Below are 23,529 nucleotides of genomic sequence, written 5' to 3' on the forward strand. Positions count from 1 at the left end.
AAATTGCTCTCAATAGGGCAACTTCTATTAAGAATATATGAAACCTTATTTATTGCCTATTCGTATTTTATCTTAAAAGGACGGTGTTTATATTGAATAATCATGAAATAGATTATGAAATTTTCGGAGATGATATGCAATTTGTTCAAGTTGAGCTAGACCCAAGTGAAACGGTTGTTGCGGAAGCAGGCAGTCTGATGATGATGGATGATACTATTCGAATGGAAACTATTTTCGGCGATGGGTCAGGACAAGGTAGCGGTGGCCTCATGGGCAAGCTGATGGGTGCCGGAAAACGATTGATTACTGGAGAAAGTCTATTTATGACAACATTTACAAATGAAGGTTCAGGAAAGAAACATGTTTCCTTTGCTGCTCCTTATCCTGGAAAAATTATACCTCTCGATTTGAGTGAATTAGGTGGTAAGATCATTTGTCAAAAGGATGCCTTTCTTGCCGCAGCGAAAGGCGTATCAGTCGGAATAGAATTCCAGCGAAAGTTAGGGACAGGCTTTTTCGGCGGGGAAGGCTTTATTATGCAAAAGCTTGAAGGTGATGGAATGGCCTTCGTACACGCCGGCGGCACCCTCTATCAAAAAAAACTCCAAGCTGGAGAAGTTGTCAAAATCGATACTGGTTGTCTCGTTGCGATGACATCCAATATTGATTACAATATCGAGATGGTCAAAGGAATAAAGACTGCTTTGTTTGGTGGGGAAGGTCTCTTTTTTGCAACTTTACGCGGACCGGGAACTGTTTGGATTCAGTCATTGCCATTCTCTAGACTTGCCAGCCGTGTCTTTGCAGCAGCTCCACAAGGTGGCGGAGAATCCCGTGGTGAAGGTGGAATTGGCGGGCTGTTCAATATTCTTGGTGGAGATCGATAATAGAATGCTACAATCTACTAAAAGGGAGCCGTTTCAAAAAGCGGCTCCCTCTTCCATTTACTTTTTCATTTTTTCACCAATGACACCGCAGGCAATCCGCTCCCCAGCATTTCCAGCAGGATCTGTCTTATAATCATCGGCTTTTTCGTGAATGACAAGGGCACTGCCATCAGCATCAAGCAACGAGTTTTTTTCACCCTTTTTCATCGTTACATTAGAAGCGATAATTTCGACATTCACCGTGCCATCCTCTGCTACTTTGATATTTGGAAGATCTCCGGCATGAAAGCCTTTCGGGTTTTGAAATCCGTGCTGTTTGCCTCCTGGATTGAAGTGGGCACCTGCTGACGTAAATTCTGGTGCTTCACATACTCCAGTTTCGTGAATATGTATCGCTTTTGTTCCGGTTTCCAATCCTTTAGCTTGCAAATGGATTTTAACTCCTTCAGATGTTTCAGTTAATGTAGCTGTACCAATTTTTTCGCCCTTTGTATTAATCATCTCTGTTTCTAGTGGAGTTTGCCCTGCTACTTCTACAGCTTCAACTTGATCAACATCGGGCGTCGATTCTTCTTGCAAATTGCAAGCACCTAAAATCATTGCCCCCGCTAGTAAGATCATCGCTATTTTTTTCATCACAAAACCTCCTAATGTTTAAAATCCTTAGCATGATTGCCAATTGGATTTGTTTTAAACATAGGAGGCTAATTTCTTTATTCTTCTACCGTCACTTCACCAGTATAATTTAGAAAAAGATCATCATTTCCCTCAATCTCGACATCTTGAGGAATGCGCAAATAAAGAGAGCGGATATGGAAATGATCATTCTCAAACATTGATCCTCTTTTTTCACTAAATTGAGAGAGAACAAACTCTTTTTGATACGTAGCCGCTTTAATTGAAACGTAAGTTCCTGCTCCCATAACGTGCAACCGATCTCCATTCAAAACGACTTCCACAGGATTGATCCTTTCCGTAAAATCGAGCCCGTTATACTGAAAACTAACAATAAACTTACCTTCAATCACTCCATCGTTTTCTGGCTTTCTTTCGACTATAATAGGAAAATAATAATCACCATTGCTATCGACTGTGATCGTAAGTTTCTTTCCTTGATAGTCCTTTTTCCATTCGTCACGAATCATCATTGGATCTACCACTTCGAGTCGTCCATCGAAAATAGCTTGCTCTAGTTCATGTGTCTTTCGTTCGTCACGGACGCGAGGAATCCCTTCCTCTTTCAGTGGAAGTAATTCAAAGATAAAGACAGATAGAATTAAGATGGCTGCATATAAGATAAGCAGAGTTTTTACTACTTTTTTATTTCCAAAGGAGCCTGCTTTTCTTTTGGATAAGAATATAATTGGAATAGCTATTAACAAAATAAGTGGCAATAATCCCATAAGGATATTCATTTCCTCACCTCCAGCTTATTTGAAAGCGTAAAGGCTACTAAGAAAAATAGACTGGAAAGCACGATTGTTTTTATAAAAAATAACCCAAAATTGGACTCCATGAAAATAAAGTCAAATACAGCTTTTACTTGGCTTTCGTATCCACTCATAACCCCTGCCATCATTGCTCCAATCAGAGCTGCAGGTAATAGAACAATAAAAATCCGACTAATCTGCACGAGCATCCCTACTAAATAGCCTAAAGCTCCAAAGAGGAGGACATATAGCGTGACAGCCCCGATAGCTAGAAAAAACTCGGCTGGTACATCCATGATCGTTGGACCTAATTTCATATCATAAATAAAAAATCCAATCACTCTTAAAATATACCCGCAAAGAATCGCGGAAACTCCACCGATGAGGCTTGCAGTTGCAATATATAACAGGTTCGCGATATTACTACTTAATCGATTCGTCACGAAGGAGAAATCATCATAACGAGCTGCTCTAGTTGTAATATTAATAGCTGTTACAAATGCCCATAATATCGTAAAAAAGATTACTGTATTTCCTGATAGATAGGATATTTCAATTTCAATATTTCCACCGAAAAATCCAGCTGACCCCATGCTGCCGCCCAATGAGAAAAGCAATCCCAATAATTGTAAAATTGCTAGCGATCCTAGTGCGCCAAGGAAGGCTTTTAATTTAAATGAATATTGCTTTTGAACGACATCAGATAAGCTCACTTCGTTGAAAGACATCATCGATTCCCCCTTTACGACGATTGGTCAAATAAATGCAGAGATCATTTGCAGATACGGGGGCTACTTGTAAGCCATCCTGCCTCATCCGCTGAATTTCATCCTTATTACATATATTCCTGAACGCCACATATTCAAGACCAGGCCCGACCTCTTTTTCATGAATCAATTCCTTGTCCTCAGTCCAACGTTTCAGTACTGACTTTTTACCTTGGACACTAATTGCCCATTCCTTTAAATCAGAAATTGGTAGATGCAAGCGGACCTTTCCTTCATGAATAAGTAAAACATCTTCTAGTAAGTCTTCAATCTCATCTAAGTGATGACTTGAAAGAATTATCGACCGTGGATGAGCAACATAATCCTTTAATAACGCCCGGTAAAAGTCCTTCCTAACAGCAGCATCCATTCCAGTTGTCGGTTCATCGTAAATGGTCAGAGCACATCGCGACGAAAGCCCAAAGATCATATTAAACGTACTTTTCATTCCTTTTGATAATTGATGATGCCCTCGATATGCAGGAAGTGAAAAATACTCTAGCAACCCTTTAGCTAACTCTGGATCAAAATTAGGATAAAACTTTTCAGCTTGATCAAAAATCTCCATAAGATTCAAAGTTGGAGGGAATGTCATCTGATCATCAATCATGACACTGTTAGCTGAAACAAATAGACTATTAAACGGCTTTTTCCCAAAAACATTTACATCACCTGCTGTCTCATGGATAAAACCAGCGATAATTTTTAGCAACGTTGTTTTCCCAACACCGTTTCGTCCAATTAGACCTGTAATTTTCTTTTCTCCGATCGCAAACGTTAATTGGTCCAATACATGATGACGTCCATAATCTTTTACTAATTGATTACAAGCAATCACATTCATTTATCTTCACTCCCTTTCTCCCTAATGGATGCTTGGATCATTGTAATTAAGTCTGACTCCGAAATCCCTAACCGCGCCGCCTCCAAGACTAACTCCTCTACTAAGCTTCTCAATGTCTCACTCTTCCTTTTGCTTAGAATTTTTTCTTTTGCTCCACTTGCAACGAACATACCAAGACCACGTTTTTTATATAAAATTCCTTGATCAACTAATATATTTAATCCCTTTGCAGCAGTAGCTGGATTGATATTAAACATTTCCGCCAATTGATATTGCGAATAAACCTTTTCATCACTTTTAAATGTGTCAGCAATTATTTCATTTTCCAACCAATCAGCAATTTGAACGTAAATAGGTTTGGAACCATCTTGACCAGCAATCATTAGGAACCCCCTCTCAAATGTAGTGCATTACTGTTGTAACGTAGTATATATTAAATATTATTCCAAAACAAGCAAAAAATGCTTGTACTAAAAAACAAAGATGAATTGTGATAAACTTAAAGGGTTATAGAAATGCCAGAAAGGAAGATCCTTAATGGACTTAAATAAAGTTTTCGACATGCAACAATTAAAAGATATGAAAGTGGAACTTACCCGCTTTATGATGGCCTATCAATTTGCTTGTGATGAAATGAATACAAAAATCAATATATTATCAGATGAGTTTAATTATCTTCATGACTATAATCCTATTGAACATGTGAAATCTCGTGTTAAATCTCCCGAAAGTATTTTCAACAAAATTTTAAGAAAAGGGTATGAGTTTTCACTCGAATCCATTAAAGAAAATATTAGAGATATCGCGGGAGTAAGGATTACTTGTTCCTTTATTTCTGACATTTACGTATTGGCTGAGATGCTTGGGAAGCAAAAGGACATTACTGTTGTCGAATATAAAGATTACATTGAGAACCCAAAACCAAATGGCTATCAAAGTTTGCATTTGATTGTTCAAATCCCGATTTTTATGACGGATCGTACAATAAACACTTACGTAGAAATTCAAATTCGCACAATTGCCATGGACTTTTGGGCAAGTTTAGAACATAAAATTTATTATAAGTACGACAAAGAAATCCCGAAACATATGCAAGAAGAATTACAAAAGACTGCCTTTGTAGCAGCTGAACTAGACAGAAAGATGGAGTGGCTTCATAAGGAAGTATCCTCGATTAAAAAGGAAAATGAAGACAATGATATTTTGTCATTTTTAAATTCAGATACCTTTTCTAATATCTTGCCAAAAGCAGTAGAACAATATAAACAGAATTTTCTAGAATTTAAGGAGAAGAAGGTAGACTAGAGATTGTCATTCCAAAGTGCATCTACTATAATGAGTGTATCGGGATGTAGCTCAGCTTGGTAGAGCACTAGCATGGGGTGCTAGGGGTCGCAGGTTCGATTCCTGTCATCCCGATTATCAAAATTGTACTTTTCCTTTGTCATTTGTTACCATATTTTTTAGAGCCCATATAATGTATTTAACCTCATGTGCTGCTGTGAAAAAGTATGGTCGCTATGAATATTGCCACTTTTCATACAACCAAACTGCGCTCTATGAGGGTGCAGTTTTTTTATTTGTCTAACCGAGGAGTTGAACTAAATGAGAGACACTTGGGGATTATTACATACAGGTCATCAAGACGCTGCTGTCAATATGGCTCTAGATGAGTGCCTGCTTCTTTGGCATAGTGCTAGGAAAATTCCTCCCGTACTCCGTTTCTACGGCTGGTCCAAGCCAACTTTATCTATCGGCCATTTCCAGAAGGAAAGAACAATTGATTTCGAAGGTATCGAGCGTCATAACTGCCAATTTGTCAGACGGCTTACTGGAGGAAGTGCTGTACTGCATGATGATGAACTAACGTACAGTCTTGTTGTTTCAGAGGAAAAGCCATATATAGATGATTCAATCCGCAAAGCATATCATACTCTTGCCCAAGGCATTTTTGCTGGATTTAAAGAGTTGGGAATCGATGCGCAATTTTCGATGCCTGAGGAGCACTTTACAAAAGAGCGTTCTGCAGTTTGTTTTGAAAGACCATCTGATTATGAGATGCTTATCGACGGGAAAAAGATTTCGGGACATGCACAAACGAGGAAAATGGGTGTTCTCCTTCAACACGGCTCCCTACCGTTTACAATCGACAAGCATATGCTCTTTGATTTATTTGCCTTTTCCAGTGAAGAGTTACGGACACGAAAACGCGAGGCCTTTTCAAGCAAAGCTATCTCTATGAACGAGGCAGCTGGGCGAACTATTTGCTACGATGAGGCAGTAGCAGCTTTTACAAAGGGATTTCAAATGGGATTAGATCTTGAGTTTACACCATTTGAATTAACAGAGGAACAGTGGGAAGAAGTACATGCCCTTGCGGAATCGAAATATCGCTCAGATGAATGGAATTTAAAATTTCAAAAGAAGGTGCATTCATAATGGCAGTTGATAAAAACGAGTACATAAGAAAACCCGAATGGCTGAAAACGAAAATTAACACGAATGAATCCTATATGGGATTAAAGAAACTAATGCGTGGTCAACGGTTAAATACGGTCTGTGAGGAAGCTCGTTGTCCGAATATTCACGAATGCTGGAGTGAAAGGAAAACAGCCACATTCATGATTCTTGGAGATATTTGTACACGAGGATGCCGCTTTTGCGCCGTTAAAACCGGCCTTCCAACCGAACTTGATTGGGGCGAACCTGAAAGAGTTGCTGATTCCGTTCAAATTATGGGTCTTAAACATGTGGTTGTCACTGCAGTTGCCCGTGATGATTTAAATGATGGCGGGGCCGCTGTTTTCGCGGAAACTGTAAAAGCTATTCGTCGCAAAAATCCTGGTTGTACAATTGAGATTTTGCCTTCTGATATGAAAGGCGATTATGAAAGTTTAAAAATGCTGATGGCTAGTGGACCTGATATTTTTAACCATAATATCGAAACCGTTGAACGCTTGACACCAAGAGTTCGTGCGAAAGCGACATACCGCCGGTCATTACAACTTCTACAAAGGGTTAAGGAAGTTGCACCAAATACACCGACAAAATCTAGTATTATGGTTGGGCTTGGAGAAACGAAAGAGGAAATTATTCAAGCTATGGATGACTTGTTAGCCCACAATGTTGATATTATGACAATTGGCCAATATTTACAGCCAACAAAGAAACATTTGAAAGTTGTCCGTTATTATCACCCTGATGAATTTTTGGAATTAAAGGAAATTGCTATATCCAAAGGCTTTAGCCATTGTGAGTCTGGACCGCTTGTCCGTTCTTCTTACCATGCTGATGAACAAGTCAGTCAGGCAGCTGCTCAGCGCCGAATCAACTATATGAAAGGCGTTGAAGAGCAGGAGCAGAAGCAGGTTGATTTTAATTTTTAATCCAATGAGAAAATCCGCTGAAATGAGCGGATTTTTTATTAATCATTCGGTTGATCAGGAATTTCCATTTCAGATTTTTCTTCCCCTAATTTAACACTAACGATCCACCTGTCATTCGTTAGATCATATTTAACATCCGAGATTGCCGGCCATTCTCCAGACTGTTCTATAGTTTCCAGCGCCATTCGGACGACCTGAAATTCATTTAAGTCGGCTTGATCAGGTTGATAAGCAGGAAGGATCTTAACTTGCTTCGCCTTTGCCTGATAGGGAAAGGATTCCATAACCGGACCATCTGGTTCAATCATCACTCTTTGGCCAATTTCCAAAGAGTCTGGTACATCTGAATAAGTATATAAGTCATAAAATTCACTTGAACCTCCAGTAGCACTGAGATTCTCTGCTTTTGCCGCTACGATTGTTACGGAATGCTCTCCGTGTTTTCTAATCACGTAAAACCCTTCTTTGGATGGTTCATTTATTATGCTATTACTTTCTTTAGATGTACAACTTATAAGCAATATTAGTAACAGTGAGACTGACACAACTACTAGCATTGTTCTTTTCAAGTACTTTTCCCCCTTTTCCAAATAGACGAAAACGGCAAGAAAAAGTTACTTGATCATTATTAAACAAACGTTTGATTAATAGGAAAGACACCTAGAATCCCAGGTGTCTTTGTCGTTCTAATGATCGGTTGGCTTTTTTATTAAGCTAATGGAATAAGAAAGAATTAATCCAATTAAGAATGTAATGAGGCTTAGAATAATTCCCCTTCCACTCGGTATCCCAGGATAAATCACAAATATAGAACCAATAATCAAGCCAATAATCAAAGCATAAGTTAGGTGTTGAAAGTGTGATAACAAATATTGGATCGCTTTACTACTTACAACAAATCCAACGATAACACCGGCACCAATCGTTAAAATCACCGGTATATTCATAGTTGATAATGCATTAATCGCTGTCGAATACACACCAAGCAATAACAATACAAAGGAACCACTAATTCCTGGCAGAAGCATCGCCATACTTGCTAACCAACCGGAGAAAAATAATCCGATGATTGTTGCGATGTTTAGTGTAGTAATCGGGTCAGCATTCTCATTCGTTTGTAGAAAACCTAATGAAGCTAGTAAAATAGCAATGATGATTAAGGCTATGTAATGTCTAGCAGAGAAGTTTCTTTTGACATCAGCCTGTTTCATAATAAAAGGAAGTACTCCGATCACTAACCCCATGAAAAAAAACTGTGTTGGCTTCTCATGATATTCAAGTAAGTAATCGATCCCTTTACTTAGGAGAACCAAAGCTACTCCCATTCCAAGAGCAAGTGGGAATAAAAAGCCAATATGCTTTTTCCAATCACGACTAAAAAATCCACTAATCGATGCTAATAATCTATCATAAATGCCAAGAACAAACGCGACTGTTCCACCACTGACACCCGGAATTAAATCGGTTGTCCCCATGATAAAACCACGCAGTAGATTTTTCCATTCCATACGTTTTAAATCTCCTCTTTTAAATTCATAAATATCATTATAGCATATACTAGGTTTATAAATGGCTGTATTTAAGAGTTAAAAATGTGATTTTCTTAAAAGAGGGGGTCCTATTCATAGAGTATTTCACGCTATGTGAGAGTATTTTTCTCTATACGAGAGTATTTCACTCTATACGAGAGTATCTCACGCTATGCGAGAGTATTTCACTCTATGCGAGAGTATTTCACGCTATGCGAGAGTATTTCACGCTATACGAGAGTATTTTCTTCTAAGCAGATTCTTATTGTTCGCTTAGTCTCTTATACGGAATGACTTCCCCCAACCAAAACGCCCCTGCAAACGAGATTACAATGACAATGATAAACACGATATCCATTTTTGTATAATAGGTTTGGTAATAGTACGTTCTTTTAGCATTCATCTGAAACCTTTTGGCTTCCATTGCAACGGCAACCCTTTGTGCTCTTCGAATACTTTGAGCAAAAAGGGGAACGGTAAAAAGCTGCAATCGTTCATAGAAACCTTTTATCCCTTTTTTAAAATGAATCCCTCGTACTTTGAGCGCATCTGAGCGTGTTCGTAATTCCTCGACAATTAGTGGTAGCAAACGAATGGAAGCGATAAAACTATAAGCGTATTTAGGTGACAATTTGAATTGCTGCATTAACGCATAAAAGAGTAAAATGGGACGTGTCGTTAACAAAATGCTTAAACTAATTAAGCCAAAAGTTAGAGTTTTACAACCTAATAATAATCCATAATAGAAGCTTTCTTCTGAGATTTTAATCAGTCCCCACGACCACCAAACATGAACCCCTTTTCCAAATAGAATCATCGTTACCGCTGAGGATATAAAAGAAAGCAGCATTGGAATTGAAAAGAGCAATAATTTCCGCCATGGGTAACCACTAAAACCATACAATACTATTCCATATAATATAGTCAGATGAAAGATGAAAGCTAGATTACGGCTAAATAGTACAATGAGCAATAAAGTGAAAAAGAGGGCAAATTTTAAAGCAGGATTGACACGATATAGCCAAGTCTCTCTAAGTGGAGTGAATAGTTCCTGCATAGGCACTCTCCTTTTCCCTCATCTCTACTAAATTTCCGTTGTCAATCGTCCACACTTCTGTTGCGAAATTTTCTGCGATTTTCAGATCATGCGTCACCATAACAATGGCTATTCCTTCTTTTCGCAAATGCTCTAATTGCTCCAGCATCATGAATGTATTTCGCGCATCTTGTCCAAAAGTCGGTTCATCCAATAATAGTATTTTTGCACCAGTCGTAAAAGCTGTTGCTACACTTAATCGACGTTTCTGTCCAATCGATAATTGGTAAGGATGGCGCATTTCATTCATTGGAAGTTGAAATATTTGCAACCATCTTCTAACATCAATATCTGTTTTCCCTTTTAATTTTGGGGAAAAGGCCAATTCATCATGAATAGAATTCGCTACAAATTGAAGTTCGGGATTTTGGAAAACGAGAGTGAGCTCTTTCGGAAGTGTATGATTACGTTTTTTCCACTCTATCATTTTCCCTTCGACCTTAAATTGACCCGTTGTACGTAATAATTGCATTAAGGACAATAGAAACGTGCTCTTACCTGCCCCATTTTCCCCAAGAATGGAAATCCAACTTCCTGGTTTGATATGTGCTTTTGGAATATGAATTTTTTCCACCCTTCCCCGATATCCGCTAAATTGTTCGAGATAAAGCAGAGGCTCATGCTGTTTGACTTTCTCTGCTCTCCCATAAACAATTTTTGCATAATCTGTTGAAGCTAAGTAGTCATCCCAAACATGGGGATACCAAATTCCATATTCAATTAATGCTTGTCGATGTCGAAGAAAAATCACTTCTGGTACATCATCCGCGATGACCTCCCCTTCATGATTGAAGAGTACGACACGGTCAACCCAGTCAACAATATAATCAATTTTATGTTCAACAATGATGACCGTTTTATTAGCTGCAATCTCCTTAACAGCCTTCCAGATTTGGAAAACACCATCAGGATCAAGCAAAGCAGAAGGCTCATCTAAAAATAAAAAGTCTGGTTGAAGCAATAAGATTGAAGCTAACGCTAGTCTCTGTTTCATACCTTGCGATAAATCATGGATCGGTGTACGAATAGGAAGTCCTTGCAAACCAACAGTAGCAAGGACCTCCTTAATACGCACATCCATTTCATTTCTCGGCACACTCAAGTTTTCCAATACAAAAGCTAGTTCTTCATCTACATATGGCATACAAAATTGTGTATCAGGGTCTTGGAAAACAAATCCCCATGAATCTGGCCGCCGAATAGCATCATATTTGAGCGGTACTTCAATAGAATCAGGAATGATACCACTCAAAACCTGAAGCAAAGTTGACTTTCCACAGCCGCTTGGTCCCAGAAATAACACTTTTTCACCTGGTAAAACTGAAAAGGAAAAGTCCTTAAAAATAAAGGCTGATTCCTTTGGAAATTTCAAACGGAGATTCGTTACCTCAATTGGTTTCACTGGGCACCCTCCCTCCTATTGATCTAGAGATTTGTAATCTTCACTGGAAACGGGACGTATTAAATTGGTTACACCAGTAGCTTCTAAAGCACGCACAATATAATAAGCGAAAACACCCGTAAACACGAAAGCACTAATGACACGCAAGCTGTATTTTACTATGAGGGCCCACACTTCTAACTCTGCATATCCGTAGAACAAATCTAGAAAAAAGCCAGCTGCACAGGACATAATACCTGCTAAGCCTGCTACAATAATGCCAAAACGCTTGTAACGAAACGCCGCAAACAACAATTCCGCCCCTAGTCCTTGGACAAAACCATAAATTAACACTTCAATACCATGCCCAATAAACGCTGAAAGGCCTGCTGCTGCAACACTTGATAGCAGAGCCACACCAGGCTTGCGAATAAGTAAAAAAGCAAATGGCCCGACCATGAACCACATTCCATAAATTAATTGACGTGCAACTGGAAGCATCGGTTTAATCACCGTATATAAATCATCCCAGAATTTCATCGTTATCCCAAATACTACACCAACCATCACCGTAATAAGCAAATCCGTAAATTTCAAACTTTTCATCTGTCCACATCCCTTTATTTTTTGCAAAACACAAAAAGCCGCCTCAAAATGCGCAGACGACGAGAAGGGCCCCTATGATAAGTCGTTACTCATCACTCTCTACGCTGGCATTACCCAGATCAGATTAACGGTCAGTAGCGGATAATAGCTACAATCTCAGCCTGATTCCTCAAGCACCCGGACGGACATTTATGTGATTGGCATTAATATACAATAGATTGGAAGATTATGCAAATTTTGTTTTAGAACTATTAAAATAGACCGCCAAATATCGTTATAAACTAAAGTCGAAATGTTCTGGATAACATTCGTTCGTTATGTTAGACTAATATAAGGAGGTGTTTTAAAATTAATGTAAAATTTCCGTCAGAGTCACTTATTCTAAAAGCACTGGATGCTGCTCTTTATCGGCTTGCAATCAACCATTCTATGTATCCTACTATTCTAAGTAAACATCAATCTAAGGCAGCAGGAATAGCAGGTGAAAAAAGAGTAGAAACTATTTTTCGCAACCATTCATTCCCTACTGAAAACCGTATTTTCCATGACTTGTCCCTCAAAACGAGCACAACCTTTCAATTAGATCATGTTTTCTTCTCCCAAGCCTTTTCTCTCGTCTTTGAAACTAAAAACATATCCGGGGTCTTGACTTTTAAAGAAAATCCTCCTCAGTTAATTCGTGAAAAGTTCACTGGTGAAATCGAAAGTTTTAATTGCCCAGCTGCCCAGGTCGAACAGAACGTAGAGCTGATGAAAGATTGGCTCCATCAACGGAATATACATATCCCAGTCATCGGAATCGTTGTGATAGCGTATCCAAAACAGATTATCAAGGTTCCCCCGAAAAACATCAAAGTTTTGTTCCCCAATATGATACCGCTTTATATTAGAGGCCTTTTACATCTTCCAAATAAAATCGATATTCATACACTTAATTTATTGACAGACGAACTTTTAAATAGTCATCAGGAATATATTCCTAAACCCATTAGTGAAAGTTTTTCCATTTCGAAGGAAGATTTCAAAACAGGAGTCATTTGTCCCACGTGTGGTTATATAGGTATGATAAAAATACCACGAACTTGGCACTGTCCTAAGTGTAAGAACAACGACCCTTTAGCATATAAACAAGCTGTACTGGATTGGTTTTTACTAATGGGGAGGGAAATGAGTAATCAAGATTGTCGAGAGTTTCTCCATATTGATGATAGGAACGTCGCTACACGTATATTTAAAAGTATGAACCTTAAAAGCACCGGCACATTTAAGGATCGGAGATATCAGATTGACTTTTCGAAGCATATAAAGGATTAAATGTAGCTACGCAGAAGTTTTTTCTTCATACGAGAGTATTTCCTGCTATGTGAGAGTATTTTTCTCTATACGAGAGTATTTCTTGCCATGTGAGAGTATTTTTCTCTATACGAGAGTATTTCACGCTATGTGAGAGTATTTTCCTCCATATGAGAGTATTCCGCGACATCACACTATTCAAGATCAGAAAAAGAGCTCCCAGCCATTCCAGCTGGGAGCCCCCTTGATTATGTCCATAACCATTTCCAAATTTCTTTCGGTGTCGCATTTTTACCGTACATGAGAATACCAACTTTAAAGATTTTTCCAGCTGCCTTCATAGCTAACCAAATGGCAACAAATAAAACGGCAAGTGCGATGATGATTTCAACCCACGGCCACTCTTCTAGCATCGAGAGACGAATTAACAAAACACCTGGAGCTGTAAAAGGTATAAAGGTCATGACTTTTGCGATGATACCACTCGGATCCATGATGATAGGTCCCATAAACATAAATGGTATAAAGGGAAGCATCATGACAATCCCTTGAAAATTACTAGTCGATGACATATCTTCGACCGTTGCACCCATGCCGACGAAAATAGCCGAAAACAGAAGGTATCCAGCTAAGGCAATGACAATCATAACAGCTAATTCCGGTACAAATAGATATTCCAATATTGGGAAATCAATTTTCCATAAAGCAATCGGTACGAGAAATGCTAGCCAAACCGCGACCTGAGTGATTCCAAGGACAAAATATCCAATGATTTTTCCTTGCATTAAATCAGTTGGCGTGATCGAAGAAAGGATAATTTCTGCTACTTTCTCCTTCTTTTCCTGTGAGGCAGAAGTAAATATCATCATTCCTGTAATGACGATCGAGAAAAGGATAATCCCTGCAGCAACTCCAGGAATAAGATGCCTAAAGATGTCATCCGTTGCTTCTTCGCTTTCACTTGCTGGCCCTTCTGAAGAATCTTCCGAAGTTTCGATCGCTTTCAAGGAAACCCCCTTGCCGATTTGCTCCATTTGCTGATCTGTTAAATCCATGCGTGTCAACTGAATTTGCCGGACTGGATGTTCTAATACAGATGCTTCAAAGACAAATTCATCACTAACTTCCTCATTTAGATAGACTGGGATTTCTCCTTCCTCTATCCCTTTTTCAGTTAACGCAATATAAGCCGAATTTTCATTTTCAACCGCTTCTTTCGCCATTGTCGCTTCATCTAAATCGGTTTGATGCAATTCCCAATTCAATTCGGACGCAGTAACAATTTCCTCGACTTGTTGATAGACATTAAGTTCATCTAAAATAAAAACTTGCGTTGCGTCTTTATCAGAATCAAAAAGTGTTGGAATAAATGCAAACAGCATAAAAATAATCGGTGTAATGACTAATGAAATAATAAAGGACTTATTTTTCATATTGCGCTTAATTTCCCATTTCGCGACTTTCCAACTATTTCGCATGAACTTCGCCTCCTTCTTGCCCTGAATGGCGACCTGTTGCCACATCGATAAAGATTTCATGAAGTGAAATTCGGTCAATAGATAGTTCCTGAATATTCAACTCTTCAGGAAGTTGTCTTAACCATTGTGGAACCACTACATCCTGCGCTAAATAAACGACAGATACATCTCCATTTTGCTCAACGCGCTGTACGTTAGAGAGACGTTCTAACAAGCCAATATCATTTTTACCACGAATCGTGCATTTGAAATTGGCATATTGATTTTTTACATTTTCTAACGGGCCATAAATAACTTTTTGGCCGCGGTTAATCATGAACAATCGATCACAAATCTCTTCAACCATATTCATTTGGTGAGAGGATAGTAGAATAGCAGTCCCTGCATTCGCCAATTCTTGAATTTCCTTTTTAAAAACTTCTTGGCTCACAGGATCTAAGCCTGAAAAGGGCTCATCTAAAATAAGTAATTCCGGCTCATGAATAATCGAACCAATAAACTGGACTTTTTGTCCCATTCCTTTGGATAATTCCTCAACAGAGACATTTTCCTTCCCTTCTAATCCAAGCTTAGCCAAATATTCAAGAGCCCGCTTTTTCGCCTTTTTTAACGGGTAATCTTTCAATTCTGCCAAATACAAAATCATATCCATCACTTTAACGTTTTTATATAATCCACGTTCTTCTGGCAAATAGCCAATCTTATGACGAGGAATTTCACCAGTTGGATGATTGTGAAATTGAACAGTTCCCTCATCCGGATACATGATTCCCATAATATTACGGATCGTTGTCGACTTTCCGGCACCATTCGGCCCAAGAATGGCCATTATTTCTCCTTTACGCACTTCAAAGGTAATATTTTTAAGTATTCGAGTCTGCTTAAACGACTTTCCTAAACCCTCTATCGTTAAAATTGGTTCCATTCCATAACCCCTTTCCCCACTCATAGTTAATACGTTGAAGGTAATGAAAAGTTTCAAAAAAAAAAGACGCACTTCTAAAAGAAATGCGTCTTTTCTGCTACATAGCACTTTTGATTTTGCGAATATAATTAAATCGAATAAATAGGAAGTAAACTAGTTGGATGGCGGTGAATGTCCCGAGTACCAATGCAGAGCTCTTAAACAAATTAAAGTCAAACATATGTTGTAAAGCAGTTAGAGCTACTGCCCCATGAATCAGCGCTACAATAATGGGTACAAAGAACAACAGACCCAATTGTACCGTTAAAATTTTCGATAGTTCCTTATCTGTTAACCCCAACTTATTAATCGCGGAAAACTTTCGTGTCTCATCTTCTAAATCAGCATAAAGACGAAAATATAGAAAGCTTCCAGCCGCAACAAAGAAGACTGCACCGATAAAGAGGCCGATAAAAAGAACGGCTCCAAACCCTTGATTCGTCCCATTCCAATCGTATCCAAGGGTAGAAAAGTGAAAGTTCTTACTATACCCTCCTGTTTGACTTACTCCCATTTCTTTTAAAAGACCTTCTCCAATCTTCGCGGTATCTTTCCAATTTTGAATTTGAAAACCGTAATAAGTCTCTGGTTCAAACTCTTTTATACCATCATAAAATGTGTCACTAACCACAAGATAATTATCATACGTACCCATTATGTTAGATCCTAAAGTGGCGATTTGGTTTAGTTTTCCTCCAGCAAATTCAAGGGTCCTTTTCTCTACAAGGTCACGTTCAGTCCCACCTCCTACCGAGCTTTGGAAGTAAAGATAAACCGTTTCATTATCTTTAAGTTTAACTTGTTTATCCAATTCCCCAGCAACTTTCGCTAACTGATTAAATTCGGATTCAGAAATGAGACCAATTAACGGAATATGCTTTGTAGCTAAGCTAGGAATAGATATTTTCTTTACATGGACTTCTCCTTTTTCATAAGTAAACGAGTCTAGTTTGCTTTCAATTAATTGAATATGCTTTTGTTCGTTCTCATTCCCAGCGTTCGACGCATATTCAAACGCAAATGGCCTATCTGCTGCTATAGCAGTTGTAAACATATAGCGAAATCCGACAAGCGAGCCAATCGCAGAAAAGGCTACAGTTGAAACGATCGCCACGAAGAAAAAGGCACGGGCATTGTCTTTCATTCGATAGGCAAGGTCTGAGAATAGAACAAGATTCGTTTTCTTCCAGAACAATTTCTTTTGCCCTTTCAAGTGATTGATCGTAAACACACTTAATTGTGTGAAAAGGAAGTAGGTACCGATGATCACGAGAATCGTAACAGGAATCATCGCCACCACCACTTGCATTTCTCGAACGACTAAAGCAATCACATATCCAGCTGCTAATAAAAGAGCTGCTAATATAGAAAGGACGATCGATGCCTTTGGTTCCTTTTTCGGTGCTGTACTCCCTTTTATTAAATCGATTAGCTTATTTCCTTTAAGGATAGAAACTGTAAAGAAAGAAATAACAATAAATAAAAGTAAAAAAGCGCTAAATGTTAAAATGATCGCTTGCCATGGCAAGTAAAAGGGCAATGATTCCTCTAAGCTTAGGATACTTTTAGCTGCCATTAATATGAGTTTGGCAAAGACTAGGCCGACTGCTATTCCAGAAACTGTCGCAAAAAAGCCAATTAGAACATTTTCAATGAAAACCATTCGTCTCAGTTGTTTATTCGTCATCCCAAGCATAACCATTAAGCCAAACTCTTTTTTGCGTGACTTTAAGAAGGCACTCATGGAAACGAGGACGAAAATAAACGAAAACACGTAAATAATGCCTTCAGCAAAATGTAATCCAACAGCTACATTCGGATTTACTTTTGACAAGTTAGGATGAAAAGCAAAAATAGCATAAACAAAAAATACTAAGACAGAAAAAAGGCTACTAAGGAAATAAGCTGCGTAGATTCGCTTATTCCTAAAAACATTATTAAACGCGAATTGACGAAAGGTCATTTGAGTCCCCTCCCAACAGCGAAAGCACATCGATGATTTTCTGGAAAAACGCTTGACGATTGTCACCACGATGGATTTCATTAAACAATGTTCCGTCTTTAATAAAGACAACCCGTTCCGTATAACTTGCAGCGATTGGGTCATGTGTGACCATCATCATCGTTGTCTGATCTTCTTTATTCACCTTTTCCATCATTTCCATTGCAGCCTTAGATGCTTTCGAATCTAAGTTTCCTGTCGGCTCATCAGCCAAAACCATTTTCGGATTATGAATAATCGCGCGAGCAATCGCTGTTCTTTGCGCCTGTCCACCGGATATTTCATAGATCCGTTTTTTAAGAATCGCAGTGATTCCCAACTTTTCAGCAACATCCGCAACGCGTTTATCCATCTCTTTTACACTTACACCGTCCAATGTCAACGGAAGTACGATATTTTCCTCAACTGTTAACGTTGGAAGTAAGTTAAAGTCTTGGAAAATAAAGCCTAATTGCCGGCGTCTAAATAAAGCCAATTCATTATGTTTCATCCTTAATGGATCCTTGCCATCGACCATGATCGACCCGGATGTCGGTTGATCGATTGTAGCAACCATATTTAAAAGAGTTGATTTACCACTCCCTGATGGTCCCATAATACCAACGAATTCACCCTCTTCAATCGTTAAATCTATATCAGCTAATGCTTTATAAGCGACTTTTCCCCCGTATACTTTACTTAGATTTTTAATTTTTAAAATTTCCACTGAAAAAACCCCTTTCTCAACTATCATTATTGTAGGTGAAAAGGGGTGTTTTTAACCATTTGTTCAGCTTTCAATTACCTTACATATTTGTAAGGTTTCATCACGCTTGGTGAAAGAGTAATTTTACAATAGTTCCTTCTCCTTCGGTCGATTCAATTTCAATTTGGTGTCCTAGCTTCTCGCAAACCTCTTTCACTAAATATAATCCCATTCCCGTCGATTCGCGATAGAGTCTGCCATTGTCTCCCGTATAAAAGGGATTAAAAACACGCTTTACATCCGTTTTCGGGATGCCAATTCCAAAGTCTTGGACAATAAGTGTAATGTCATGCTCCGTTTTCGTTTCTGTGATGATAACTTTACGGGATTTTCCCGCCGAATATTTTACAGCATTCGTCACTAATTGATTAATTATAAAGATGAGCCATTTTTCGTCTGACTCCACGATTGTTTCTTGAATCTTCACTTCTGGATATACTTCATTTTTTATAAAAAGGCGCTTATTTTCTCGAATCGCTTGTTCCGCAACTTTTCGAAGAGAGACAGGTTGTACATGGAAGTCATGTTCGAAAGTTTCAAGCCTTGCCGCATACAAAACCATTTCCAAACCTTTTTCCAGCTTATCTGTTTCCTCTCGAATACTAAGCATATGTTCATCATCATCTTCTTGAGTAATCAATTCAATCACCGACAATGGTGTTTTCATTTGATGTACCCATTGATTAATAAAAGTTAAGTGATCGTTACGACGCTTTTCTTGATAATGAAGTTCGTTAAGATAAAGAGTATGCTGGGATTTAAGAGTTTTAGAAAGGGCAACAGATAGCGGTACTGCATCTAATGTTGCGATTGCCTCATCTAAGTTTCCGATAGAATCTGTCAATCTTTTATAGTAATTTTTATGTGTTTGATAACGAAAAACTAAATACGCCGTAAGCAATAAACTACCTAGAAAAAGTCCATAAAATACTAATGATGTTTTACGATATCCATCCAACCAAAAGACGAGGATCATTATAACCATTTGCAACCCATTTATAATGATCAATGGGATATGTTCGCGAAAAAATAACTTCATACATGAGGCTCCCAATTGGGAATGAGACGGTATCCCGCTCCTCGTACCGTTTCAATCGCATTTCTGATACCTAATTCTTGAAGCTTTTTTCGAACTCGTGTGACATTGACATTCAGCGTATTTTCATCGACAAACGATTGATCATCCCACAACTTCTCAAGAATAACTTCACGTGCAGCTAGTTTTGGGGACCGGGTCATTAATATTTCCAGCAATACCGCCTCTTTTTGAGTCAATGAAATAATTTGTTGATCTCTATGTAATTCCATCCGCTCTAAGTATAAACAGAGTCCTGCTAATTCAACGATTCGTTCTTCCATTTTCGGAGCATATTCTCCATATGCCCTTCGAAGGCTGCTCCGTATTTTTGCAAGTACAACTTCGTAATCGAATGGCTTTGTAATAAAGTCATCCCCGCCATTTTCAAGGGCCATCACTTGATCCATTTTCCCTGCACGTGCGGAAATAAACAGAATCGGGCATGTGGAAATGGCCCGAATCTGTCTGCACCAATAAAAGCCGTCATAACTTGGTAAATTAATATCAAGTAATACAAGATCAGGACTTTCCTTTTTAAAATGGCCGATGATATGATCAAAGTCTTCAACCAATGTCACCTGAAACCCGTATTTTCCAATATTATTATGTAAAAGTTCAGCGATTTTTGGATCATCTTCAACAATCATAATTTTGGCCATATTGTCTCTTCCTTCTTTATTACTCTTTTGCTAACACTACATAAATACTTAATCGTTCTTTACCATTGTTCTCAATGCTTACTATTTGTTCATTTTCGGCATGAATAACATCATTTGGCCCGATTGGTTGTACTTCATCATCAATTTTACAAATCCCTGTCCCCTCAAGAACATACAAGTAAACATGAGCATTAGGATGTGGATGTGCGGGAAGGGTTTGCCCAGGTAAAAAGTTAAGCAGAAACGCGGTACTTTTCCCTTTTTGAAAAAGATTGATTTTCGTAAAGCGATTTTCATCGAACTGTTGTTGGTCCTTAGCATTGATTAGTTCCAATTGTCATCCCTCTTTCTTTCAATCATCTTTGTAACCCATTATACTTGTTATTATAGGATTGGAGGCAAATAAGATGCACCTTTTTACAGAAAAAGTAGTAGAAGTGATTCGCTCTATCCCAGATGGCCGTGTCGCTACTTATGGACAAATCGCACGTCTTGCCGGGAACTCCAGAGGAGCAAGGCAAGTGTCAAGAATTCTTCATTCCATGAGCCGAAAATATCAGTTGCCATGGCATCGTGTCGTCAATGCAAAAGGAGAAATTGTGATCGCAGCCCCGGACATTGCCGAGGAGCAGAAGTTTTTGCTTGAAGAGGAAGGAGTGGAATTAGTGCGAGATGGAAAAGTTGATCTTGCCACTTATCAATGGCATCCTGCTGATGTTGATTGGGAGTGGATGGAAGGCTGAGATTTTTATAGAAAAAAATCGGAGGTGTGTTAAATCGTTATGAATGAAAGAAGTCCAGCATTATCATTGATCGGGGTGAAGGCCTCAGCATCTCGATTAAAATCCCATCACTATGCCCAGCCAATTTTAGCCTCTAAAAGTTTGAGCCTTGAAGCCGGAATTTCAGGAGAACAAAAGGTTGAGTCTGTACTTAATCGTCATGCGTTTCCAATGAACTACCGAGTACTCCACGATCTAACCCTCAAAACCTCACAAACTTTTCAAATGGATCATATTTTTTCAACTTTGTCTTATTCATTAGTTTTGGAGACAAAAAATATTAGTGGGAAGTTGCGATTTCAGGAAAACCCAGATCAGTTGGTTCGGATAAGGGAGAACGGTCAAATCGATGCGTTCGAATGTCCCGCTGCTCAAGTTAGGCGAAATTGCGAATTATTGCAAGAATGGTACGCAAGCAAAAATATTTATCTTCCTGTATACGGAGTCGTCGTTTTGGCCTATCCAAAACAGATTGTCGAACTTGCTCCAAAGAAAACGAAAGTACTATTCCCCAGCCAGATTTCTTCTTTTATTCGGAAGCTTCCCCAAAAGCCGATTTTATCCGAAGAGAGTCTTCATCAACTTGCACTTGAACTAAGAGATAGCAATGAACCCTATATTCCCCGGCCAATTTGTCTGGCCTACGATATTCCGAAAAGTGACATTATGACAGGGGTAAGATGTAGCTCATGCGATTTTCTTGGTATGGAGAAAGTATTGAGAGGCTGGCATTGCTTAAAATGCGAACATCGTGATCGATTCGCTCATATTCAAACAATGATGGAGTGGTTTTTAATCATGGGAGATACGATGACAAATAAAGATTGTCGCGAATTCTTGCATGTCGACATGAAAACGGCCACTCGTATTTTACAAAGTATAGATCTCATAGGGAGTGGCGGCAAACGAAACCGAACCTATCAAATCAATTTTAGCAAGCTATTAAAGGACGGCTTTTTCATCGCGAACGGGTTTAATTCATCGCGAACGGGTTTAGGAGCGCAGGCCTTTCAACGGCCAGCTGCGCTCCTCTTTCCTTTGATAATAAGGCCCGCAATCATAAGTACGAACAGAAGAATGAAGGAGCCTGCGCTAAGAATGATGAGTTGAATGGCGTCCATATTGGAAAAGCGTAAGACAATATCAGGTATAAATAATATGCCTGGAATCCAAATGGAAAACCATGTTTTGCTCCAAAGGGCCAATCCGATAAAAATTAATGCACAAGCCACAATCATCAATCCGTTTACGAAAGGGCTCGCCTGAAAAAACGGATCAACGAGCAGAGTACTTCCTAATAGGACAACGATGAATAAAGTCGTTGTTGTAATAGATGCGACCATTGCGAAGATGAAGAGCTTCTTTAAAGAATATTGTTTCTTTCCGGCGCGACGTAACCCAACAATATAGACTATTAAACCAAGGAAGACGGCGATCGGGAACCCAATGATTTGGAGCACATTCAACTCGAATTCCCCGCGAATCGCCGGTCCCATGAAGAGATAGGCCATCGTTCCGAGAAGAAAAATAGGAATCATTTTCATCCACTTTCGATAGTCAGTTGTCATTTCTGCACGTAAGGATTCCATATATTCTTCTGGACTGCCGTGAATAATGTGGTCGATGCTTTTTCCACTCTTTTCAGCTTCCAACAAATGTACGGTTAATTCTTCCGTCAGTTCCTTTACTTCCTGTTCGTTTTTCCCGGAAGTCATTAAGTACATACGAAGATTCTCTATGAAACTTTCACTTTTTTTAGATAACATAATATCCTCCTTCACATGAATTTCCTTTTTACAATAAAAGCAATTAACCCCCTGCACCTATAACAGCTGAAGCCCACCAAGTAAATTCAAAGGAAGGTCCAAAGGATGGATTGAACTCGAATATATAACATCAAATCACTATAGTATTTTTCATTTTCTTCCGTTAGCAGTTCCCTTTTCCGATTATTTTCTTCGATTAGCTTTTTAGCATCAATTACCTCCACTCCCTCCTTTTAAAAGTTTGTTAACAGGCTCAGAAATCTGTTCCCATTCTTCTGCAACTGTGGCGAGTGCTTCTTCTCCTTCGACCGTTAAAAAATAATACTTTCGATTTGGTCCCACATCAGATGGCCTCATTTCGCCTCGAATCAAACCATTTTTCTGAAGCCTCAATAAAACTGGATAAATTGTTCCTTCACTTACATCGTGGAGGCCAATATCTTGGAGCTTTTTAGAAAGTTCGTATCCATAAACAGGTTCCTTTTCAATCACAGCCATTACACACCCATCTAAAATCCCCTTTAATAATTGGCTTCTAATCGACATATACTTTTCCCTCGCTTAAAAACTAACTTGCTTTGCAAGATAGCATTTTTAAAAAAGGCTACCTTGCAAAGCAAAATAGCTAACGAATAATTAACTACCTGACAATGCCAAGTAGTTAATTACAATATATTGTGTTTGTTTTTACTTGTCAAGAATAAATTTAGTTTGTACCATATTCCTCTAAAAATATTCATAACTATAAGATATAAGATGTTTCACTCTGTGAAATTAAGCACATTCACTTGCGGATTTTGAGAGAAAAAGAGATGATAGGGTTAGCCTATTGTATG

27 protein-coding genes and 1 tRNA gene are annotated in these 23,529 nt (G+C 38.7%); 8 read left to right on the forward strand and 20 right to left on the reverse strand.

The features are described from left to right. The first annotated feature begins 92 nt into the window (after window positions 1-92). On the forward strand, window positions 93-887 hold the full coding sequence (locus BN1243_RS12055) for a TIGR00266 family protein (protein ID WP_062107137.1): 795 nt from the start codon (window positions 93-95) through the stop codon (window positions 885-887). A 57-nt stretch (window positions 888-944) separates the two neighbouring features. Here BN1243_RS12055 and BN1243_RS12060 read toward each other — a convergent pair whose 3' ends face one another. From BN1243_RS12060 to BN1243_RS12080, 5 genes are all read right to left on the reverse strand, one after another. Then, window positions 945-1,523 carry a superoxide dismutase family protein gene (locus BN1243_RS12060; RefSeq protein ID WP_062107139.1) on the reverse strand — a complete coding sequence of 193 codons (579 nt, stop codon included), beginning with the start codon at window positions 1,521-1,523 and terminating at the stop codon, window positions 945-947. Between the two features lie 77 nt (window positions 1,524-1,600). After that, window positions 1,601-2,302, reverse strand: coding sequence for a hypothetical protein (locus BN1243_RS12065; protein WP_062107140.1), 702 nt, complete (start codon window positions 2,300-2,302; stop codon window positions 1,601-1,603). Further along, on the reverse strand, window positions 2,299-3,045 hold the full coding sequence (locus tag BN1243_RS12070) for a hypothetical protein (RefSeq protein ID WP_062107142.1): 747 nt from the start codon (window positions 3,043-3,045) through the stop codon (window positions 2,299-2,301). Before BN1243_RS12070 ends, BN1243_RS12065 begins: the two co-directional genes overlap by 4 nt. Further along, entirely contained in the window at window positions 3,017-3,928 is a 912-nt protein-coding gene (locus tag BN1243_RS12075; RefSeq protein WP_062107144.1) for an ATP-binding cassette domain-containing protein, read from the reverse strand. Before BN1243_RS12075 ends, BN1243_RS12070 begins: the two co-directional genes overlap by 29 nt. After that, window positions 3,925-4,311, reverse strand: a complete 387-nt coding sequence (locus tag BN1243_RS12080) for a GntR family transcriptional regulator (protein WP_062107146.1) — start codon at window positions 4,309-4,311, stop codon at window positions 3,925-3,927. The genes BN1243_RS12075 and BN1243_RS12080 overlap by 4 nt, the downstream gene beginning before the upstream one ends. A 154-nt stretch (window positions 4,312-4,465) precedes the next feature. Here BN1243_RS12080 and BN1243_RS12085 point away from each other — a divergent pair, with 154 nt between their 5' ends. From BN1243_RS12085 to lipA, 4 genes are all read left to right on the forward strand, one after another. Continuing rightward, a complete protein-coding gene (locus tag BN1243_RS12085; RefSeq protein ID WP_062107148.1) occupies window positions 4,466-5,233 on the forward strand; it encodes a GTP pyrophosphokinase in 768 nt (255 codons plus the stop codon). A gap of 40 nt (window positions 5,234-5,273) precedes the next feature. Further along, window positions 5,274-5,347, forward strand: a tRNA-Pro gene (locus tag BN1243_RS12090). A gap of 186 nt (window positions 5,348-5,533) precedes the next feature. After that, window positions 5,534-6,367, forward strand: a complete 834-nt coding sequence (locus BN1243_RS12095; RefSeq protein WP_062107149.1) for a lipoate--protein ligase family protein — start codon at window positions 5,534-5,536, stop codon at window positions 6,365-6,367. Then, window positions 6,367-7,314: a lipoyl synthase gene (gene lipA, locus BN1243_RS12100; RefSeq protein WP_062107151.1), complete on the forward strand. Its 948-nt coding sequence runs from the start codon at window positions 6,367-6,369 to the stop codon at window positions 7,312-7,314. The genes BN1243_RS12095 and lipA overlap by 1 nt, the downstream gene beginning before the upstream one ends. 38 nt (window positions 7,315-7,352) lie before the next feature. On the opposite strand, the gene BN1243_RS12105 is transcribed toward lipA, so the two are convergent. From BN1243_RS12105 to BN1243_RS12125, 5 genes are all read right to left on the reverse strand, one after another. Beyond that, the gene (locus BN1243_RS12105) at window positions 7,353-7,883 is read right to left on the reverse strand and encodes a DUF3221 domain-containing protein (RefSeq protein ID WP_062107153.1); all 531 of its coding nucleotides are present in this window, start codon (window positions 7,881-7,883) and stop codon (window positions 7,353-7,355) included. 117 nt (window positions 7,884-8,000) lie between these two features. After that, window positions 8,001-8,822 carry a DUF368 domain-containing protein gene (locus tag BN1243_RS12110; protein ID WP_062107156.1) on the reverse strand — a complete coding sequence of 274 codons (822 nt, stop codon included), beginning with the start codon at window positions 8,820-8,822 and terminating at the stop codon, window positions 8,001-8,003. 283 nt (window positions 8,823-9,105) lie between these two features. Then, on the reverse strand, window positions 9,106-9,900 hold the full coding sequence (locus tag BN1243_RS12115; RefSeq protein WP_062107157.1) for an energy-coupling factor transporter transmembrane component T family protein: 795 nt from the start codon (window positions 9,898-9,900) through the stop codon (window positions 9,106-9,108). Next, a complete protein-coding gene (locus BN1243_RS12120) occupies window positions 9,875-11,341 on the reverse strand; it encodes an ABC transporter ATP-binding protein (RefSeq protein ID WP_062107160.1) in 1,467 nt (488 codons plus the stop codon). Before BN1243_RS12120 ends, BN1243_RS12115 begins: the two co-directional genes overlap by 26 nt. Window positions 11,342-11,356: 15 nt before the next feature. Next, window positions 11,357-11,926, reverse strand: coding sequence for an ECF transporter S component (locus tag BN1243_RS12125; protein ID WP_062107162.1), 570 nt, complete (start codon window positions 11,924-11,926; stop codon window positions 11,357-11,359). 429 nt (window positions 11,927-12,355) lie between these two features. Between BN1243_RS12125 and BN1243_RS12130 the strand changes: the two genes are divergently transcribed. Further along, window positions 12,356-13,240: a nuclease-related domain-containing protein gene (locus BN1243_RS12130; protein ID WP_062107164.1), complete on the forward strand. Its 885-nt coding sequence runs from the start codon at window positions 12,356-12,358 to the stop codon at window positions 13,238-13,240. A 227-nt stretch (window positions 13,241-13,467) separates the two neighbouring features. Here BN1243_RS12130 and BN1243_RS12135 read toward each other — a convergent pair whose 3' ends face one another. From BN1243_RS12135 to BN1243_RS12165, 7 genes are all read right to left on the reverse strand, one after another. Next, window positions 13,468-14,697 (reverse strand): ABC transporter permease, encoded by a 1,230-nt coding sequence (locus BN1243_RS12135; protein WP_062107166.1) that lies wholly within the window; start codon window positions 14,695-14,697, stop codon window positions 13,468-13,470. Next, window positions 14,687-15,622, reverse strand: coding sequence for an ABC transporter ATP-binding protein (locus BN1243_RS12140; protein WP_062107168.1), 936 nt, complete (start codon window positions 15,620-15,622; stop codon window positions 14,687-14,689). Before BN1243_RS12140 ends, BN1243_RS12135 begins: the two co-directional genes overlap by 11 nt. 97 nt (window positions 15,623-15,719) lie before the next feature. Next, complete coding sequence (locus BN1243_RS12145; protein WP_062107170.1) at window positions 15,720-17,624, reverse strand: ABC transporter permease; 1,905 nt, start codon at window positions 17,622-17,624, stop codon at window positions 15,720-15,722. Continuing rightward, a complete protein-coding gene (locus BN1243_RS12150) occupies window positions 17,599-18,369 on the reverse strand; it encodes an ABC transporter ATP-binding protein (RefSeq protein ID WP_230200190.1) in 771 nt (256 codons plus the stop codon). Before BN1243_RS12150 ends, BN1243_RS12145 begins: the two co-directional genes overlap by 26 nt. Before the next feature lie 100 nt (window positions 18,370-18,469). Further along, window positions 18,470-19,447 (reverse strand): sensor histidine kinase, encoded by a 978-nt coding sequence (locus BN1243_RS12155; RefSeq protein WP_062107172.1) that lies wholly within the window; start codon window positions 19,445-19,447, stop codon window positions 18,470-18,472. After that, window positions 19,444-20,145: a response regulator transcription factor gene (locus BN1243_RS12160; protein ID WP_062107174.1), complete on the reverse strand. Its 702-nt coding sequence runs from the start codon at window positions 20,143-20,145 to the stop codon at window positions 19,444-19,446. Before BN1243_RS12160 ends, BN1243_RS12155 begins: the two co-directional genes overlap by 4 nt. A gap of 19 nt (window positions 20,146-20,164) precedes the next feature. Further along, complete coding sequence (locus BN1243_RS12165; RefSeq protein ID WP_062107176.1) at window positions 20,165-20,479, reverse strand: cupin domain-containing protein; 315 nt, start codon at window positions 20,477-20,479, stop codon at window positions 20,165-20,167. A gap of 73 nt (window positions 20,480-20,552) precedes the next feature. On the opposite strand from BN1243_RS12165, the gene BN1243_RS12170 reads away from it, so the two are divergent. Both BN1243_RS12170 and BN1243_RS12175 read left to right on the forward strand, forming a co-directional pair. Further along, window positions 20,553-20,888: an MGMT family protein gene (locus BN1243_RS12170; RefSeq protein ID WP_062107178.1), complete on the forward strand. Its 336-nt coding sequence runs from the start codon at window positions 20,553-20,555 to the stop codon at window positions 20,886-20,888. Between the two features lie 39 nt (window positions 20,889-20,927). Then, window positions 20,928-22,037, forward strand: a complete 1,110-nt coding sequence (locus BN1243_RS12175) for a nuclease-related domain-containing protein (protein WP_062107179.1) — start codon at window positions 20,928-20,930, stop codon at window positions 22,035-22,037. On the opposite strand, the gene BN1243_RS12180 is transcribed toward BN1243_RS12175, so the two are convergent. From BN1243_RS12180 to BN1243_RS12185, 3 genes are all read right to left on the reverse strand, one after another. Continuing rightward, window positions 21,938-22,693, reverse strand: a complete 756-nt coding sequence (locus BN1243_RS12180) for a DUF1129 family protein (RefSeq protein ID WP_062107181.1) — start codon at window positions 22,691-22,693, stop codon at window positions 21,938-21,940. The genes BN1243_RS12175 and BN1243_RS12180 overlap by 100 nt on opposite strands. An 86-nt stretch (window positions 22,694-22,779) precedes the next feature. Then, the gene (locus BN1243_RS22110; protein WP_407638856.1) at window positions 22,780-22,917 is read right to left on the reverse strand and encodes a hypothetical protein; all 138 of its coding nucleotides are present in this window, start codon (window positions 22,915-22,917) and stop codon (window positions 22,780-22,782) included. After that, window positions 22,904-23,239 (reverse strand): PadR family transcriptional regulator, encoded by a 336-nt coding sequence (locus BN1243_RS12185; protein WP_062107183.1) that lies wholly within the window; start codon window positions 23,237-23,239, stop codon window positions 22,904-22,906. Before BN1243_RS12185 ends, BN1243_RS22110 begins: the two co-directional genes overlap by 14 nt. Window positions 23,240-23,529 lie beyond the last annotated feature (290 nt).

Origin of the sequence: Bacillus niameyensis (genome assembly GCF_001375535.1) — a bacterium.
Lineage (GTDB): Bacteria > Bacillota > Bacilli > Bacillales > Bacillaceae_C > Lederbergia > Lederbergia niameyensis.

Bases quoted from the DNA above. Each gene is read 5' to 3' on its own strand.
- BN1243_RS12060 (WP_062107139.1), bottom strand. From the start codon at position 1,523: ATGAAAAAAATAGCGATGATCTTACTAGCGGGGGCAATGATTTTAGGT.
- BN1243_RS12065 (WP_062107140.1), bottom strand. From the start codon at position 2,302: ATGAATATCCTTATGGGATTATTGCCACTTATTTTGTTAATAGCTATT.
- BN1243_RS12070 (WP_062107142.1), bottom strand. From the start codon at position 3,045: ATGTCTTTCAACGAAGTGAGCTTATCTGATGTCGTTCAAAAGCAATAT.
- BN1243_RS12075 (WP_062107144.1), bottom strand. From the start codon at position 3,928: ATGAATGTGATTGCTTGTAATCAATTAGTAAAAGATTATGGACGTCAT.
- BN1243_RS12080 (WP_062107146.1), bottom strand. From the start codon at position 4,311: ATGATTGCTGGTCAAGATGGTTCCAAACCTATTTACGTTCAAATTGCT.
- BN1243_RS12085 (WP_062107148.1), top strand. From the start codon at position 4,466: ATGGACTTAAATAAAGTTTTCGACATGCAACAATTAAAAGATATGAAA.
- BN1243_RS12095 (WP_062107149.1), top strand. From the start codon at position 5,534: ATGAGAGACACTTGGGGATTATTACATACAGGTCATCAAGACGCTGCT.
- lipA (WP_062107151.1), top strand. From the start codon at position 6,367: ATGGCAGTTGATAAAAACGAGTACATAAGAAAACCCGAATGGCTGAAA.
- BN1243_RS12110 (WP_062107156.1), bottom strand. From the start codon at position 8,822: ATGGAATGGAAAAATCTACTGCGTGGTTTTATCATGGGGACAACCGAT.
- BN1243_RS12115 (WP_062107157.1), bottom strand. From the start codon at position 9,900: ATGCAGGAACTATTCACTCCACTTAGAGAGACTTGGCTATATCGTGTC.
- BN1243_RS12125 (WP_062107162.1), bottom strand. From the start codon at position 11,926: ATGAAAAGTTTGAAATTTACGGATTTGCTTATTACGGTGATGGTTGGT.
- BN1243_RS12130 (WP_062107164.1), top strand. From the start codon at position 12,356: ATGTATCCTACTATTCTAAGTAAACATCAATCTAAGGCAGCAGGAATA.
- BN1243_RS12135 (WP_062107166.1), bottom strand. From the start codon at position 14,697: ATGCGAAATAGTTGGAAAGTCGCGAAATGGGAAATTAAGCGCAATATG.
- BN1243_RS12140 (WP_062107168.1), bottom strand. From the start codon at position 15,622: ATGGAACCAATTTTAACGATAGAGGGTTTAGGAAAGTCGTTTAAGCAG.
- BN1243_RS12145 (WP_062107170.1), bottom strand. From the start codon at position 17,624: ATGACCTTTCGTCAATTCGCGTTTAATAATGTTTTTAGGAATAAGCGA.
- BN1243_RS12155 (WP_062107172.1), bottom strand. From the start codon at position 19,447: ATGAAGTTATTTTTTCGCGAACATATCCCATTGATCATTATAAATGGG.
- BN1243_RS12160 (WP_062107174.1), bottom strand. From the start codon at position 20,145: ATGGCCAAAATTATGATTGTTGAAGATGATCCAAAAATCGCTGAACTT.
- BN1243_RS12170 (WP_062107178.1), top strand. From the start codon at position 20,553: ATGCACCTTTTTACAGAAAAAGTAGTAGAAGTGATTCGCTCTATCCCA.
- BN1243_RS12175 (WP_062107179.1), top strand. From the start codon at position 20,928: ATGAATGAAAGAAGTCCAGCATTATCATTGATCGGGGTGAAGGCCTCA.
- BN1243_RS12180 (WP_062107181.1), bottom strand. From the start codon at position 22,693: ATGTTATCTAAAAAAAGTGAAAGTTTCATAGAGAATCTTCGTATGTAC.
- BN1243_RS12185 (WP_062107183.1), bottom strand. From the start codon at position 23,239: ATGTCGATTAGAAGCCAATTATTAAAGGGGATTTTAGATGGGTGTGTA.